The sequence below is a fragment of the Bacillus sp. GC_Bacil_1 genome (genome assembly GCF_026540675.1).
Lineage (GTDB): Bacteria > Bacillota > Bacilli > Bacillales > Bacillaceae_G > Bacillus_A > Bacillus_A cereus.
This window is the reverse complement of record NZ_JALNUG010000007.1, coordinates 1-13,341: the sequence shown is the minus strand read 5'-3', so window position 1 is coordinate 13,341 and position 13,341 is coordinate 1. Positions and strand designations below refer to the sequence as shown.

The following is a 13,341-nucleotide window of genomic DNA, read 5'->3' as shown; positions in this document are numbered from 1 at the left end:
ACATGTTTCAAAAAGTTGAGGGCATCGTTATCCGTACGACAGATTACGGAGAAACGAACAAGATTGTTACAATATTCTCAAGAGAACTTGGTAAGGTAAGTGCAATGGCAAGAGGGGCAAAAAAACCGAAAAGCCGATTAGCATCTGTGTCGCAATTAATGACACATGGCCATTTTCTTATTCAAATGGGATCTGGGCTTGGAACATTGCAACAAGGCGAGATTATTTCAACTATGAAAGAAATTCGCGAGGATATATTTTTAACTGCTTATGCATCATTTATTGTTGAGTTAACTGATAAAGCAACAGAAGATAAAAAACATAATCCGTATTTATTTGAAATGTTATATCAAACGTTGCATTATATGTGTGAGGGTGTTGATCCAGAAGTATTATCATTAATTTATCAAACGAAAATGCTTCCGGTATTAGGGATGCGCCCGTACTTTGATACATGTGCGATTTGTCATCAAGAAACAGACTTTGTCGCCTTCTCCGTAAGGGAAGGCGGTTTTCTGTGCTCACGTCATGCAGAGCAAGACCCATATCGTATACCGGTAGGAGAAGCTGTTCATAAATTATTACGTCTTTTCTTCCATTTCGATTTACATAGGCTCGGAAATGTATCGGTAAAGGATAGCACAAAAAAACAAATGCGTTTAGTATTGAATACATATTATGATGAATATTGCGGAATTTATTTGAAATCAAGACGTTTTTTAGAACAACTTGATAAGTTTCAAATATAATTTTGGGCCGTATACGGTCCTTTTTACATACTTTCTTTTTCGAATAGCATATTTAGTATATAATATTTAAGAGATAGTATAACTTTTTTCGTTGTGCATTAAAGGTGGTGATTATCATAGAGCTGAATAAACGGCAAGAACATATCATTCAGATTGTAAAAGATCACGGTCCTATTACAGGGGAATCAATTGCAGCGCAATTGGGTCTAACACGTGCGACGCTAAGACCAGACTTAGCAATTTTAACGATGGCTGGTTATTTAGAAGCACGTCCACGCGTAGGTTATTTTTATACGGGTAAAACTGGGGGGCAGCTATTATCTGAAGCTGTTAAGAAAATTAAAGTACAAGATTATCAATCTAGACCGGTTGTAATTGATAAAAATGTTTCCGTATACGATGCAATTTGTACGATGTTTTTAGAGGACGTTGGTACATTGTTCGTTGTAGATCAGATGACTCTATTAGTTGGTGTTGTGTCTCGTAAAGATTTATTAAGAGCGAGCTTAGGAAAGCAGGATTTAACCTCTCTTCCGGTTAATATTATCATGACAAGGATGCCAAACATTGCGATGTGTCGTAGAGAGGATTCTTTATATGATATTGCGATGGAATTAATAGAAAGACAGATTGATGCAATGCCAGTTGTAAAAGATACGAAACAAGGTTTAGAAGTGATTGGGCGAATTACAAAAACAAATATTACACGTGCGTTTGTAAATTTAGTAAATAACGAATAAGTGTAATTTGTTTAAAGTGAGGTAATGTAATGGATAATAAAATCGTATATGTCGTATCTGACTCTGTAGGGGAAACGGCTGATTTGGTTGTTCGAGCAGCAATGGGGCAATTCCCGTTTGCTCCTGATATTAGACGTGTACCGTATGTAGAAGATACAGGGACATTAAAAGAAGTGATTTCGATTGCTAAGAGTAATCAAGCACTTATATGTTTTACGTTAGTTAAGCCTGATATGCGCCAGTATTTAGTAACAGAGGCTGCAAAAGAAGGGGTAGAGGCATACGATATTATCGGCCCTCTTATTGATCAAATTGAAGAAATTACGGGGCAAGTGCCGAGATATGAGCCAGGTGTTGTCCGTAGGTTAGATGAAGAATACTTTAAAAAGATTGAAGCGATTGAATTTGCTGTGAAGTATGATGACGGCAGAGATGCACGAGGTATCTTAAAAGCAGATATCGTGTTGATTGGTGTTTCGCGTACATCAAAAACACCACTTTCCCAATATTTAGCTCATAACAAACGCTTGAAAGTTGCGAATGTACCACTCGTGCCAGAAGTTGACCCACCTGAAGAACTATATCAAGTGGCAAAAGAAAAATGTTTCGGTTTGAAAATTACGCCAGATAAGTTAAATCATATTCGAAAAGAACGATTAAAATCACTTGGATTAAGTGATGGAGCAACATATGCAAATATTAATCGTATTCAAGAAGAAATTGATCACTTTGAGGAAGTAATTAGTAAAATAAATTGCCAAGTAATCGATGTATCGAATAAAGCGATTGAAGAAACAGCAAATATTATTGTGAATGCAGTGCAAAACCAAAAAATGTTTTAGCACATTTACCAAAGGTGAATGTGCTTTTTTCGCTCGTGTGAAATATGATACCTATGGATTTTGTAATAGATTGTAGTGTAATGGTTATACTTATACTCCTTTGTCTTTTAGTATATTCAAGGTGTGAGTTTGTCATCCTGAAATGTAAGCTGAAAAAATAAAGGGATATGTAGCGTAGTTGAAGAAAATATATTATAATAAAAAATTGTGATAAAAACCTATATTTTACGTTTAGACTTTAATTTTTCAGAATAAACTAGGGATAGGATTTACGAAAAAGACATGTAATTACGTTAAATCGACAAAATCTATACAAGAAAACGCACATTATGGAAGGATTCACAGAAGGGATGTAGAATACAGAAATATGCAAAACATCAACAACATATTAGTTGGTGTAGATGTATATCCCGTGAAGGCTGAAATTGTGCAAGTTGGAGCGGAATTTCATGTCGGAATTTTGTTTGTCGCATCATATGCTCATCCTTTAAGGAAATAGCAAGGCAATTGGATCATTGTAGATACTGAACAAAATGGAGTTGATTGTTATATGGATCAACATGGAAAAGTTACAGATCTCAAGATCAAACAGTATATGTGGCTTGCTACTCTTCTTGTAAAAAGGTGTATATGTATTGTTTCTAAGAGATACATTTGTAACAGATGAGCAAATGTATACAATTTTATATAGCAAGTATGTATATGCGATTTATGCAGATAAAGGACCTATAGGAAAGGTTCAAAATCGTTTATACAATGTAATCGGCAACACTTTCTAACAAGTTTAGAAAAATATTGTCGAATTATAAAGGAATTTTTTAATTTATATCGAATACAAAATACGACACGGAGATGGAGTTATGGGGAACAGAATTCCCGAAGAAGTTGTTGAACAGATTCGGACATCATCCGATATTGTAGAAGTCATTGGTGAATACGTTCAACTTAGAAAACAGGGGCGTAACTATTTCGGCCTTTGTCCATTTCATGGTGAGAATTCTCCTTCATTCTCTGTTTCATCTGATAAGCAAATTTTTCATTGCTTCGGATGTGGAGAAGGTGGAAATGTATTTTCCTTTCTAATGAAAATGGAAGGACTGGCTTTTACCGAGGCTGTTCAAAAGCTAGGCGAAAGAAATGGAATTGCGGTTGCAGAGTACACATCAGGACAAGGACAACAAGAAGACATATCTGATGACACTGTCATCATGCAACAAGCTCATGAATTATTGAAAAAGTATTATCATCATTTATTAGTAAATACGGAAGAGGGAAATGAAGCACTTTCATATTTATTAAACCGTGGTATTACGAAAGAGATGATTGAGAAGTTTGAAATTGGTTATGCATCACCTGCTTGGGATGCAGCGACGAAAATTTTACAAAAAAGAGGTTTATCGCTGTCTAGTATGGAACAAGCTGGCCTTCTAATAAGAAGTGAGAAGGATGGTAGTCATTACGATCGCTTCCGTGGAAGAGTTATGTTCCCGATCTATACGTTACAAGGTAAGGTGATAGCGTTTAGTGGAAGGGCGTTAGGAGATGACACTCCGAAATATTTAAATAGCCCTGAAACACCGATTTTTCACAAAAGTAAATTGTTGTATAACTTCCACCAAGCAAGACCGTTTATTAGAAAGCGTGGGCAAGTGGTTCTTTTTGAAGGATATGCCGATGTACTAGCTGCGGTAAAAAGTGGTGTGGAAGAAGCTGTTGCGACAATGGGAACAGCTTTAACTGAAGAACAAGCAAAACTTCTGCGACGTAACGTTGAAACTGTTGTTCTTTGCTATGATGGTGATAAAGCAGGGCGAGAAGCGACGATGAAAGCAGGGCAATTATTGCTAAAAGTTGGTTGCCAAGTGAAAGTCACATCCTTGCCAGATAAGCTTGATCCTGATGAATATGTGCAACAATATGGGACTACCGCTTTTGAAAATCTTGTGAAATCAAGTGTGAGTTTTGTTGGTTTTAAAATAAATTATTTGCGTTTAGGGAAAAATTTGCAAGATGAGTCTGGCAAAGAAGAATATGTGAAAAGTGTTTTAAAAGAGTTATCGTTGTTACAAGATGCGATGCAGGCAGAGTCATATTTGAAGTCATTATCGCAAGAATTTTCGTATTCAATGGAAACACTTTTGAATCAATTGCACCAATATCGCAAAGAACAAAAGGTACAGCAAAAACAAATAAAGCAGGTTGCTAAACCGTCTCAAGTCGTTCAAACAAAACCGAAGTTAACAGGTTTTGAAAGAGCGGAAAGAGAAATTATTTACCATATGTTGCAAAGTGCAGAAGTAGCTGTTCGTATGGAATCCCATATAGAAGATTTTCATACAGAAGAACATAAAGGGATTTTATATGAACTATACGCATATTATGAAAAGGGAAATGAACCTTCAGTCGGAACATTTTTAAGTTGGCTCTCTGATGAAAAGTTGAAAAATATTATCACTGATATTTCGACGGATGAATTTATTAATCCAGAATACACAGAAGAAGTGTTGCAAGGCCATTTGGAGACGCTTAGACGGCATCAGGAAAAACTTGAAAAGATGGAGATCATCTTTAAAGTGAAACAAATGGAAAAAACAGATCCTGTAGAGGCTGCTAAATATTATGTAGCATATTTACAAAATCAAAAAGCGAGAAAATAGCTTTTTTGATAAAGTTTTAGTATAATGAATGTTTGTATCTCGCGTAAGGAGGGGAACAGATGGCTGACAAACCAGCTCGTTCTAAACAAATTGAAACTGAAATGACCCTTGAGCAAGTGAAAGAACAACTCACTGAGCTCGGAAAAAAACGTGGCGTTCTTACATATGAAGAGATTGCAGAACGCATGAATGGATTTGAAATTGAATCCGATCAAATGGATGAATACTATGAATATTTAGGTGAACAAGGCATTGACTTAGTTGGTGATAATGACAACGAAGAAGGCCCTAATAATCGCCAAATTACAAAAACAGAAGAAGAGTTTGACCTCAATGATTTAAGTGTACCACCTGGGGTTAAAATCAACGATCCTGTTCGTATGTATTTAAAAGAAATTGGTCGTGTAGACTTACTATCTGCAGAAGAAGAAATTCGACTTGCAACGCGTATTGAAGAAGGCGATGAAGAAGCGAAACGTCGTCTTGCAGAAGCAAACTTACGTCTTGTAGTAAGTATTGCAAAGCGCTACGTAGGCCGTGGTATGCTTTTCTTAGACTTAATTCAAGAAGGTAATATGGGTCTAATTAAAGCTGTTGAAAAGTTCGATTATCGTAAAGGTTTCAAATTTAGTACGTATGCAACTTGGTGGATTCGCCAAGCTATTACACGTGCGATTGCGGACCAAGCGCGAACAATTCGTATTCCAGTTCATATGGTTGAAACGATTAATAAGTTAATTCGTGTACAACGTCAATTATTACAAGATTTAGGTCGCGAACCGTCTCCTGAAGAGATTGGTGAAGAAATGGATCTTGCTCCAGAAAAAGTACGTGAAATCTTAAAAATTGCACAGGAGCCAGTTTCTCTTGAAACACCAATTGGTGAAGAAGATGACTCCCATTTAGGTGACTTTATTGAAGACCAAGAAGCAACATCGCCTGCGGACCATGCAGCCTATGAATTGCTAAAAGAACAATTAGAAGATGTGTTAGATACACTAACAGATCGTGAAGAAAATGTTCTGCGTCTTCGTTTCGGTTTAGATGATGGACGAACTCGTACGCTTGAAGAAGTTGGGAAAGTATTCGGCGTAACGAGAGAGCGTATCCGTCAAATTGAAGCAAAAGCACTTCGCAAATTAAGACATCCAAGTCGTAGTAAGCGTCTTAAGGATTTCTTAGAATAGGTTATTTTTTAAGTTTACTTCACCTTTGTGAAGTAAACTTTTTTATTTTGTTAATTTTTGTTAAAATTTAGCTATCGGCAACGATTACAATTTCTTGTAATTTATTTTACAGAATTGTCTTTTGATTTGCAAATGCTCATTTTTCGATTTTTCGATTAATTTTGTTTATTCTATACAAAAATATATGTAGAAAAGCGAAAAATATGATGAGAAACGTTAATAATTATCGAAATAATAAGCTATATGACAATAAAAAACAATAAACTGAATTTATGGAATATTTTTAACAAGTAGTAGTTTTCTCTTTTCTGATAGAGCGTTTTCAAGTACAATGGAAATGACTGAATCATCTAACTATTTAGGGGTATAGAGGGGGGAGAAGAGATATGAAACGTAATCCGCTGATTCCGTTCGCTCTTATTGCAGCATTGGGTATTATCGTTATGTTTGTATTTTCATTTCAGGGGCTAAATAAATCTAAAGAGTTAGCTGATGCAAAAAATGGCGGGAAGCCAGCACAAACAGCATCAAAACCAGAGGATATTGTGAAGCAAAGCTGTACGAGCTGCCACGGTGATCAGTTACAAGGGGCAGTAGGACCTAACTTACAAAAAATTGGTGGGAAACTTTCAAAGGATGAAATTAAAGAAATTCTTTCGAAAGGAAAGGGCAATATGCCTGCTAATATAGTTCCAGCTGATCAAGCCACTAAAGTAGCTGATTGGTTATCGAAGAAAAAATAAAGTTCCGTATGACAAGTCTTTTGCTTATGCAAAGGGCTTGTTTTTCTATATTTTCTAAAATACGATGAATGATAGAGAAGTGAATTGTTGTTATAGGCTTGCAACAACTACTATAAATTCATTATCATGGAGACAGACTGACAAGAGAAGGAGTAATGGAAATACATGAATGAAGTAAGGCTTTCAAAACGATTAGAAGAAGTTGTGCGTGAAATACCGGTAGGATCTACAGTTGCTGATATTGGATCGGATCATGCGTATTTACCGTGTTATACAATTATAAATAATATTGCTACAAAAGCAGTTGCTGGAGAGGTTGTAGATGGACCGTTTCGCTCTGCACAAGCAACTGTAGCTGAAAGTGGCTTGCAAGATAAAGTAGATGTGCGTAAAGGGAATGGATTAGCTGTTATAGCGCCAGGAGAAGTAGATGTAATTACGGTTGCTGGAATGGGCGGAGCGTTAATTCGTGACATTTTAGAAAGTGGTAAAGAAAAATTAGAAGGTGTAACACGTTTAATTTTACAGCCGAATATTGCAGCACATCATATTCGTGAATGGTTTGTTGAAAATGGTTGGGAGCTTATCCATGAAAAAATCGTAAAAGAAGATGGGAAAATTTATGAGATTTTAGTAGGAGAGCGAGGAAATGTCGAAGCACCTTACTCGGAAAATAAACAAGCGGGATTGTTTATGGGGCCATTTTTAATAAAAGAAAAAAGTGAAGCTTTCGTTGAAAAATGGGAAGGGGAATTGAAAAACTTCCAAAATATTTTAAAACAGTTAGAACGTGCGGCTAATTCTGAAGAAACAAAAGCGAAACGTGCAGAAGTAGAAGCGAAAATGAAAATGATAGGGGAGATTTTATCATGAGTAAAATTCCAAACGGCCATGAAATTATTTCTTTATTTGAAAGTATGTATCCGAAGCATCTGGCGATGGAAGGAGATAAAATTGGTCTGCAGATTGGAGCGCTTAATAAATCTGTACAACACGTATTAATTGCATTAGATGTAACGGAGGAAGTTGTGGAGGAAGCGATTCAATTAGGGGCGAATGTCATTATCGCGCATCATCCTTTAATTTTTAATCCGTTAAAAGCGATTCATACAGATAAAGCGTACGGAAGAATTATTGAAACGTGTATTAAAAATGATATTGCCATTTATGCAGCGCATACAAATGTGGATGTTGCCAAGGGCGGGGTAAATGATTTACTTGCTGAGGCGTTGGGGTTGCAAAATACAGAAGTTTTGGCACCGACATATGCAGAAGAAATGAAAAAAGTTGTTGTGTTTGTGCCAGTAACTCATGCAGAGGAAGTACGAAAAGCATTAGGAGACGCAGGTGCTGGTCATATCGGCAATTATAGCCACTGTACGTTTAGTAGCGAGGGTACAGGTACGTTTGTACCTCAAGAGGGGACAAATCCTTATGTAGGGGAAACTGGACAGTTAGAGCGCGTAGAAGAAGTGCGGATCGAAACGATTATTCCAGTTTCACTACAACGAAAAGTGATTAAAGCAATGGTAACGGCACATCCATATGAAGAAGTAGCGTATGATGTGTATCCACTTGATAACAAAGGCGAAACATTAGGGCTTGGGAAAATAGGATGCTTAAAAGAAGAAATGACACTTGGACAGTTTGCAGAACATGTAAAGCAATCATTAGATGTAAAGGGTGCACGAGTTGTTGGGAAATTAGATGATAAAGTGCGCAAAGTAGCTGTACTTGGTGGTGATGGTAACAAATACATCAATCAAGCTAAATTTAAAGGAGCAGATGTATATGTAACAGGTGACATGTATTATCATGTTGCTCATGATGCGATGATGCTCGGTTTAAATATAGTTGACCCAGGACATAACGTTGAAAAAGTAATGAAGCAAGGTGTGCAAAAGCAATTACAAGAAAAAGTGGATGCAAAGAAACTCAATGTACACATTCATGCTTCGCAATTACATACAGATCCATTTACATTTGTATAAGAAAAATAAAAACCGTTGCTCATATAGGCAACGGTTTTTATTATTGTTCTTTTTTCACTTTTACACGAGGTAATATTTTTTGTAACGGTACTTTTCGAACTCTCTCCCATGTAGCGGGATTCATTGGGTTATATTGATCTAAGAAAGCGATAACTTCTTTTGTAATTGGAGTTGGAGTAGAAGCACCTGCTGTAACAGCTACGTTTTCTACACCTTGTAGCCACTCTAATTTAATCTCACTTACGTCTGCAACGCGGTATGCTTTCGTACCAGCAATTTCTTGTGACACTTGTGCTAAACGGTTTGAGTTGTTACTTTTCGGATCACCGACAACAATTGTTAAGTCTGCAACATCAGCTTGTTTAGCGACAGCTTCTTGGCGAACTTGAGTTGCTAAACAAATTTCTTTATGGAATTCTGCTGTTGGGAATTTTTTTTGAATGTCCTCCATTAAATGTTGAACATCCCATTGACTCATCGTTGTTTGATTCGTTACTAAAATTTTATCTGTTGGGATTTCTAATGTTTTTAAATCATCGGCTTTTTCGATAAGGTGAACGATGTCAGGTGCAATACCAACTGCGCCTTCTGGCTCTGGATGATTTTTTTTACCGATATAAATGACATGATACCCTTCCGCTTTCTTAGCTTCGATAAGGTCATGTGTCTTGGTAACATCTGGACAAGTGGCATCAATTGTTGTTAAACCTTTTTCTTTTGCGCGTTGTTTAACTTCTGGAGAAACACCGTGTGCAGTGAAAATAACAGTACCAGAATCAATTTTATCTAAAATTTCTAAGCGACTTGGACCGTCTAATGTGATGATTCCATCTTCTTCGAAAGCGTCTGTAACATGTTTATTGTGAACAATCATACCTAAAATATAAATGGGTCTCGGCAATGATTTATCTAATGCGGCGTTACGTGCAATTACCATTGCATCGACAACACCGTAGCAATAACCACGAGGGGAAATTTTAACAATTTTCATATGAGTAATCCTCTCCTTCTAAACAAGGGATACTTTTGTGCATAGTCTTTTACATTATAAAGGAGGAGTGGATAGAAAACAAAGGATTGTTACACATATAGTTTTGGTTTTGTTGCTGTTTTTTGAACAGGCTCCTCTCGTAATTCTTTTTCTATGACTGGCTCAATCACTATTTTTTTTCTTTTTCTTTTTTTTTGTGGAGGAGGTGGAGTTGCTACCTCAACCTTTTCTGTTATGTCTTCAGCCTGATTTTTAGTTGAATCTTCTTCCGTACTTTTTCCAGAGGTGAGGATTTTAACAATGCTTGGTAGGTTACGCATAATAGGGCCGTACTGTTCGACGACAGGGCTTACAGATTGAACGACTTGGGATACTTTTTCTATATTGTTTATCATATTAGTTGGATTCGAAATTAAATTCACAAAAAAACTGCCGATGCCGCTACTGGATGCTGCTGTAGTTGTTGCACCGCCGCGCGTTTCGTTTGATTCGTACATTTGAGGGGGAATCATTTGCTCTGGATGCTGCTGCATGTATGGTTGATATTGCTGTGAGTACTGCTGTGAGTACTGCTGTGGGTATTGCTGTTGATATTGGGGTTGATATTGTTGCCGATATTGAGGTGGCGGTTGCTGGTGCTGGTGCTGGTGCTGGTGCATCATTGGTGGCGGTCCTTCCATTTGTCGATAAGGCGGAACCATTTGCATGTAAGGTTCGGTTGGATCGTGTTTTTTAAAGAGTTTAGCAAGGAACCCTTTCTTTTTTTGTGCCATCGGTGGTAGTTGTGGAATTGGATATGGTGTATAAGGTTGCTGCCCTTGATTTGGATACATTTGTCTTGTGGGGGATTTTGGAAACATGTGAGAAATCCTCCTTTCTTCAGTTAGGTATATACACATACAATATGCAATAAGGGGGAAGAAGGTTAGTTTTTGAAGGGAAAACCTAAACTAAAGATGGATTTTACTTGTAGATTTCGATATAATGTAGACTTGACTGATTTGTGCGCGCAGTAGAAATTTAGAAAGAAGGTGTAACTTATGACACAACAAACTTTTACACAGTATGATTTTAAACCATTTTTAATAGATGCAGTTCGTGAACTACGCTTTACAGAGCCGACAGGAATTCAGCAGAAAATTTTCCCGGTCGTGAAAAAAGGTGTAAGTGTAATTGGACAATCCCAAACAGGTTCTGGGAAAACACATGCATACTTACTTCCTACATTGAACAGAATTAATGCAAGCCGTGAAGAAGTACAACTTGTTATTACAGCACCTACTCGTGAGTTAGCACAACAAATTTACGAAGAGATTGTGAAATTAACAAAATTCTGTGCGGAAGATCAAATGATTACAGCGCGTTGTTTAATTGGTGGAACTGATAAACAACGTTCAATTGAAAAGTTGAAAAAACAACCTCATATCGTAGTCGGGACACCAGGACGTATTAAAGACTTAGTAGAAGAACAAGCATTATTTGTTCATAAAGCAAATACGATTATTGTCGATGAAGCTGACTTAATGCTTGATATGGGATTCATTCACGATGTAGATAAAATTGCAGCACGCATGCCTAAAAACTTGCAAATGCTAGTTTTCTCTGCAACAATTCCTCAAAAACTAAAACCGTTTCTGAAGAAATATATGGAGAATCCAGAGCATATTCATATCAATCCAAAACAAGTTGCAGCTGGAAACATTGAACACTATTTAGTGCCTTCTAAACATCGTAATAAAATTGATTTAGTGAATAAAATGCTACTTCAATTTAAACCGTATTTAGCAGTTGTTTTCACGAATACGAAAAAAATGGCAGATCAAGTTGCTGATGGATTAATGGAACGCGGCTTAAAAGTTGGACGAATTCACGGGGATTTATCACCACGTGATCGTAAAAAAATGATGAAACAAATTCGTGACCTTGAATTCCAATATATTGTTGCGACTGATTTAGCAGCACGTGGTATTGATATTGAAGGAATTAGCCATGTTATTAACTATGAGCTACCATCAGATTTAGATTTCTTCGTTCACCGCGTTGGAAGAACAGCACGTGCGGGGCATTCTGGTATTGCAGTGACGATTTATGATCCAGCAAACGAAGAAGCATTAGATAGCTTAGAAAAACAACGTCATATCGAGTTTAAACATGTAGATTTACGCGGAGATGAGTGGGCGGATTTAGGTGAGCGTCGTCGTCGTAAGAGCCGTAAAAAACCAAATGACGAACTTGATGTTATGGCAACGAAAGTTATTAAAAAACCGAAAAAAGTAAAACCAAACTATAAACGTAAACTTGCAACAGAACGTGACAAAGTGAAGAGAAAATATAGCAATAAAAAAAGATAAGGGGTTTCCCTTATCTTTTTTTAATCCCGCTAATTTAAATGAAGAGTATAGTCTGTTTAAATACTCATATAAATTTGTGTAGTGCGTCTTTTGTGAACAAACAATTCACTACATATTTCTACAAATTATGCTATCATTATATCTATTGTATATTGAAGAGGTGATTGTATGTTAAAGATTGGATCTCATGTTTCCATGAGTGGTAAGAACATGTTATTAGCAGCAAGTGAAGAGGCTGTTTCATACGGTGCAACAACGTTTATGATTTATACAGGTGCACCGCAAAATACACGAAGAAAACCAATTGAAGAATTGAACATAGAAGCAGGAAGAAAACATATGGAGCTGAATGGTATTGAGGAAATTATCGTCCATGCGCCGTATATTATTAATGTTGGGAATACGACGAAGCCAGAAACATTCCAATTAGGTGTAGACTTCCTTCGTATGGAAATTGAAAGAACATCGGCATTAGGTGTAGCGAAACAAATTGTTCTTCACCCAGGAGCGCACGTTGGGGCTGGAGCAGATGCTGGTATTCAACAAATTATTAAAGGGCTTAATGAAGTACTAACGCCAGAACAGACGGTTAACATTGCGTTAGAGACGATGGCAGGAAAAGGAACAGAATGTGGTCGTAGCTTTGAAGAAATTGCAAAAATCATTGATGGCGTAAAATATAATGAAAAGCTATCTGTATGCTTTGATACGTGTCATACGCACGATGCAGGATATGATATTGTAAATGACTTTGACGGTGTATTAAACGAATTTGATAAGATCGTTGGTATAGATCGTTTACAAGTACTTCATATTAATGATAGTAAAAATGTACGCGGAGCAGGAAAAGACCGTCATGAAAACATCGGATTTGGTCACATTGGGTATAAAGCGTTGCATCACATTGTACATCATCCACAGTTAATGCATGTACCAAAAATTCTTGAAACACCGTATGTAGGGGAAGATAAAAAAGATAAGAAGCCACCATACAAATTGGAAATCGAAATGCTGAAAAACGGTACTTTTGATGAAGGGCTTCTTGAAAAAATTAAAGCGCAATAAGGAGGGGATTTCCCCTCCTTATTTT

General features: G+C 36.8%; 13 protein-coding genes. 11 read left to right on the top strand and 2 right to left on the bottom strand.

The window, feature by feature from the left end:
* The first annotated feature begins 2 nt into the window (after positions 1 to 2).
* The 9 genes from recO (at position 3) to OXT04_RS12480 (ending at position 8,909) form a co-directional block, all read left to right on the top strand.
* On the top strand, positions 3 to 749 hold the full coding sequence (recO, locus tag OXT04_RS12520; RefSeq protein WP_000487009.1) for a DNA repair protein RecO: 747 nt from the start codon (positions 3 to 5) through the stop codon (positions 747 to 749).
* Between the two features lie 107 nt (positions 750 to 856).
* Positions 857 to 1,489, top strand: a complete 633-nt coding sequence (gene ccpN, locus OXT04_RS12515; RefSeq protein ID WP_000583756.1) for a transcriptional regulator CcpN — start codon at positions 857 to 859, stop codon at positions 1,487 to 1,489.
* 29 nt (positions 1,490 to 1,518) lie between these two features.
* A complete protein-coding gene (locus OXT04_RS12510; protein ID WP_000368944.1) occupies positions 1,519 to 2,331 on the top strand; it encodes a pyruvate, water dikinase regulatory protein in 813 nt (270 codons plus the stop codon).
* 635 nt (positions 2,332 to 2,966) lie between these two features.
* The gene (locus tag OXT04_RS12505; RefSeq protein WP_000479733.1) at positions 2,967 to 3,110 is read left to right on the top strand and encodes a hypothetical protein; all 144 of its coding nucleotides are present in this window, start codon (positions 2,967 to 2,969) and stop codon (positions 3,108 to 3,110) included.
* Positions 3,111 to 3,191: 81 nt separating this feature from the next.
* Positions 3,192 to 4,988 carry a DNA primase gene (dnaG, locus tag OXT04_RS12500; protein ID WP_000528221.1) on the top strand — a complete coding sequence of 599 codons (1,797 nt, stop codon included), beginning with the start codon at positions 3,192 to 3,194 and terminating at the stop codon, positions 4,986 to 4,988.
* Positions 4,989 to 5,047: 59 nt separating this feature from the next.
* Entirely contained in the window at positions 5,048 to 6,175 is a 1,128-nt protein-coding gene (rpoD, locus tag OXT04_RS12495) for an RNA polymerase sigma factor RpoD (protein ID WP_000764066.1), read from the top strand.
* A 386-nt stretch (positions 6,176 to 6,561) separates the two neighbouring features.
* Entirely contained in the window at positions 6,562 to 6,918 is a 357-nt protein-coding gene (cccA, locus tag OXT04_RS12490) for a cytochrome c550 (RefSeq protein ID WP_000828142.1), read from the top strand.
* A 165-nt stretch (positions 6,919 to 7,083) separates the two neighbouring features.
* Entirely contained in the window at positions 7,084 to 7,791 is a 708-nt protein-coding gene (locus OXT04_RS12485; protein WP_001006801.1) for a tRNA (adenine(22)-N(1))-methyltransferase, read from the top strand.
* Positions 7,788 to 8,909: a Nif3-like dinuclear metal center hexameric protein gene (locus OXT04_RS12480; RefSeq protein ID WP_000036247.1), complete on the top strand. Its 1,122-nt coding sequence runs from the start codon at positions 7,788 to 7,790 to the stop codon at positions 8,907 to 8,909. The genes OXT04_RS12485 and OXT04_RS12480 overlap by 4 nt, the downstream gene beginning before the upstream one ends.
* A 40-nt stretch (positions 8,910 to 8,949) precedes the next feature.
* Here the strand turns inward: OXT04_RS12480 and OXT04_RS12475 are convergent, their stop codons facing one another.
* Both OXT04_RS12475 and vrrA read right to left on the bottom strand, forming a co-directional pair.
* Positions 8,950 to 9,900 carry a 4-hydroxy-3-methylbut-2-enyl diphosphate reductase gene (locus OXT04_RS12475; protein WP_267415043.1) on the bottom strand — a complete coding sequence of 317 codons (951 nt, stop codon included), beginning with the start codon at positions 9,898 to 9,900 and terminating at the stop codon, positions 8,950 to 8,952.
* An 89-nt stretch (positions 9,901 to 9,989) separates the two neighbouring features.
* Positions 9,990 to 10,760, bottom strand: coding sequence for a VrrA/YqfQ family protein (vrrA, locus tag OXT04_RS12470; protein WP_098205487.1), 771 nt, complete (start codon positions 10,758 to 10,760; stop codon positions 9,990 to 9,992).
* A 180-nt stretch (positions 10,761 to 10,940) separates the two neighbouring features.
* Between vrrA and OXT04_RS12465 the strand changes: the two genes are divergently transcribed.
* Both OXT04_RS12465 and OXT04_RS12460 read left to right on the top strand, forming a co-directional pair.
* A complete protein-coding gene (locus OXT04_RS12465; RefSeq protein ID WP_000194023.1) occupies positions 10,941 to 12,251 on the top strand; it encodes a DEAD/DEAH box helicase in 1,311 nt (436 codons plus the stop codon).
* A 168-nt stretch (positions 12,252 to 12,419) separates the two neighbouring features.
* Positions 12,420 to 13,316 carry a deoxyribonuclease IV gene (locus tag OXT04_RS12460; RefSeq protein WP_000912471.1) on the top strand — a complete coding sequence of 299 codons (897 nt, stop codon included), beginning with the start codon at positions 12,420 to 12,422 and terminating at the stop codon, positions 13,314 to 13,316.
* Positions 13,317 to 13,341 lie beyond the last annotated feature (25 nt).

What these genes read in the sequence shown, in the direction of transcription:
- recO (WP_000487009.1), top strand. Translation starts at nt 3, where the DNA reads ATGTTTCAAAAAGTTGAGGGCATCGTTATCCGTACGACAGATTACGGA.
- OXT04_RS12510 (WP_000368944.1), top strand. Translation starts at nt 1,519, where the DNA reads ATGGATAATAAAATCGTATATGTCGTATCTGACTCTGTAGGGGAAACG.
- dnaG (WP_000528221.1), top strand. Translation starts at nt 3,192, where the DNA reads ATGGGGAACAGAATTCCCGAAGAAGTTGTTGAACAGATTCGGACATCA.
- rpoD (WP_000764066.1), top strand. Translation starts at nt 5,048, where the DNA reads ATGGCTGACAAACCAGCTCGTTCTAAACAAATTGAAACTGAAATGACC.
- cccA (WP_000828142.1), top strand. Translation starts at nt 6,562, where the DNA reads ATGAAACGTAATCCGCTGATTCCGTTCGCTCTTATTGCAGCATTGGGT.
- OXT04_RS12485 (WP_001006801.1), top strand. Translation starts at nt 7,084, where the DNA reads ATGAATGAAGTAAGGCTTTCAAAACGATTAGAAGAAGTTGTGCGTGAA.
- OXT04_RS12480 (WP_000036247.1), top strand. Translation starts at nt 7,788, where the DNA reads ATGAGTAAAATTCCAAACGGCCATGAAATTATTTCTTTATTTGAAAGT.
- OXT04_RS12475 (WP_267415043.1), bottom strand. Translation starts at nt 9,900, where the DNA reads ATGAAAATTGTTAAAATTTCCCCTCGTGGTTATTGCTACGGTGTTGTC.
- vrrA (WP_098205487.1), bottom strand. Translation starts at nt 10,760, where the DNA reads ATGTTTCCAAAATCCCCCACAAGACAAATGTATCCAAATCAAGGGCAG.
- OXT04_RS12465 (WP_000194023.1), top strand. Translation starts at nt 10,941, where the DNA reads ATGACACAACAAACTTTTACACAGTATGATTTTAAACCATTTTTAATA.
- OXT04_RS12460 (WP_000912471.1), top strand. Translation starts at nt 12,420, where the DNA reads ATGTTAAAGATTGGATCTCATGTTTCCATGAGTGGTAAGAACATGTTA.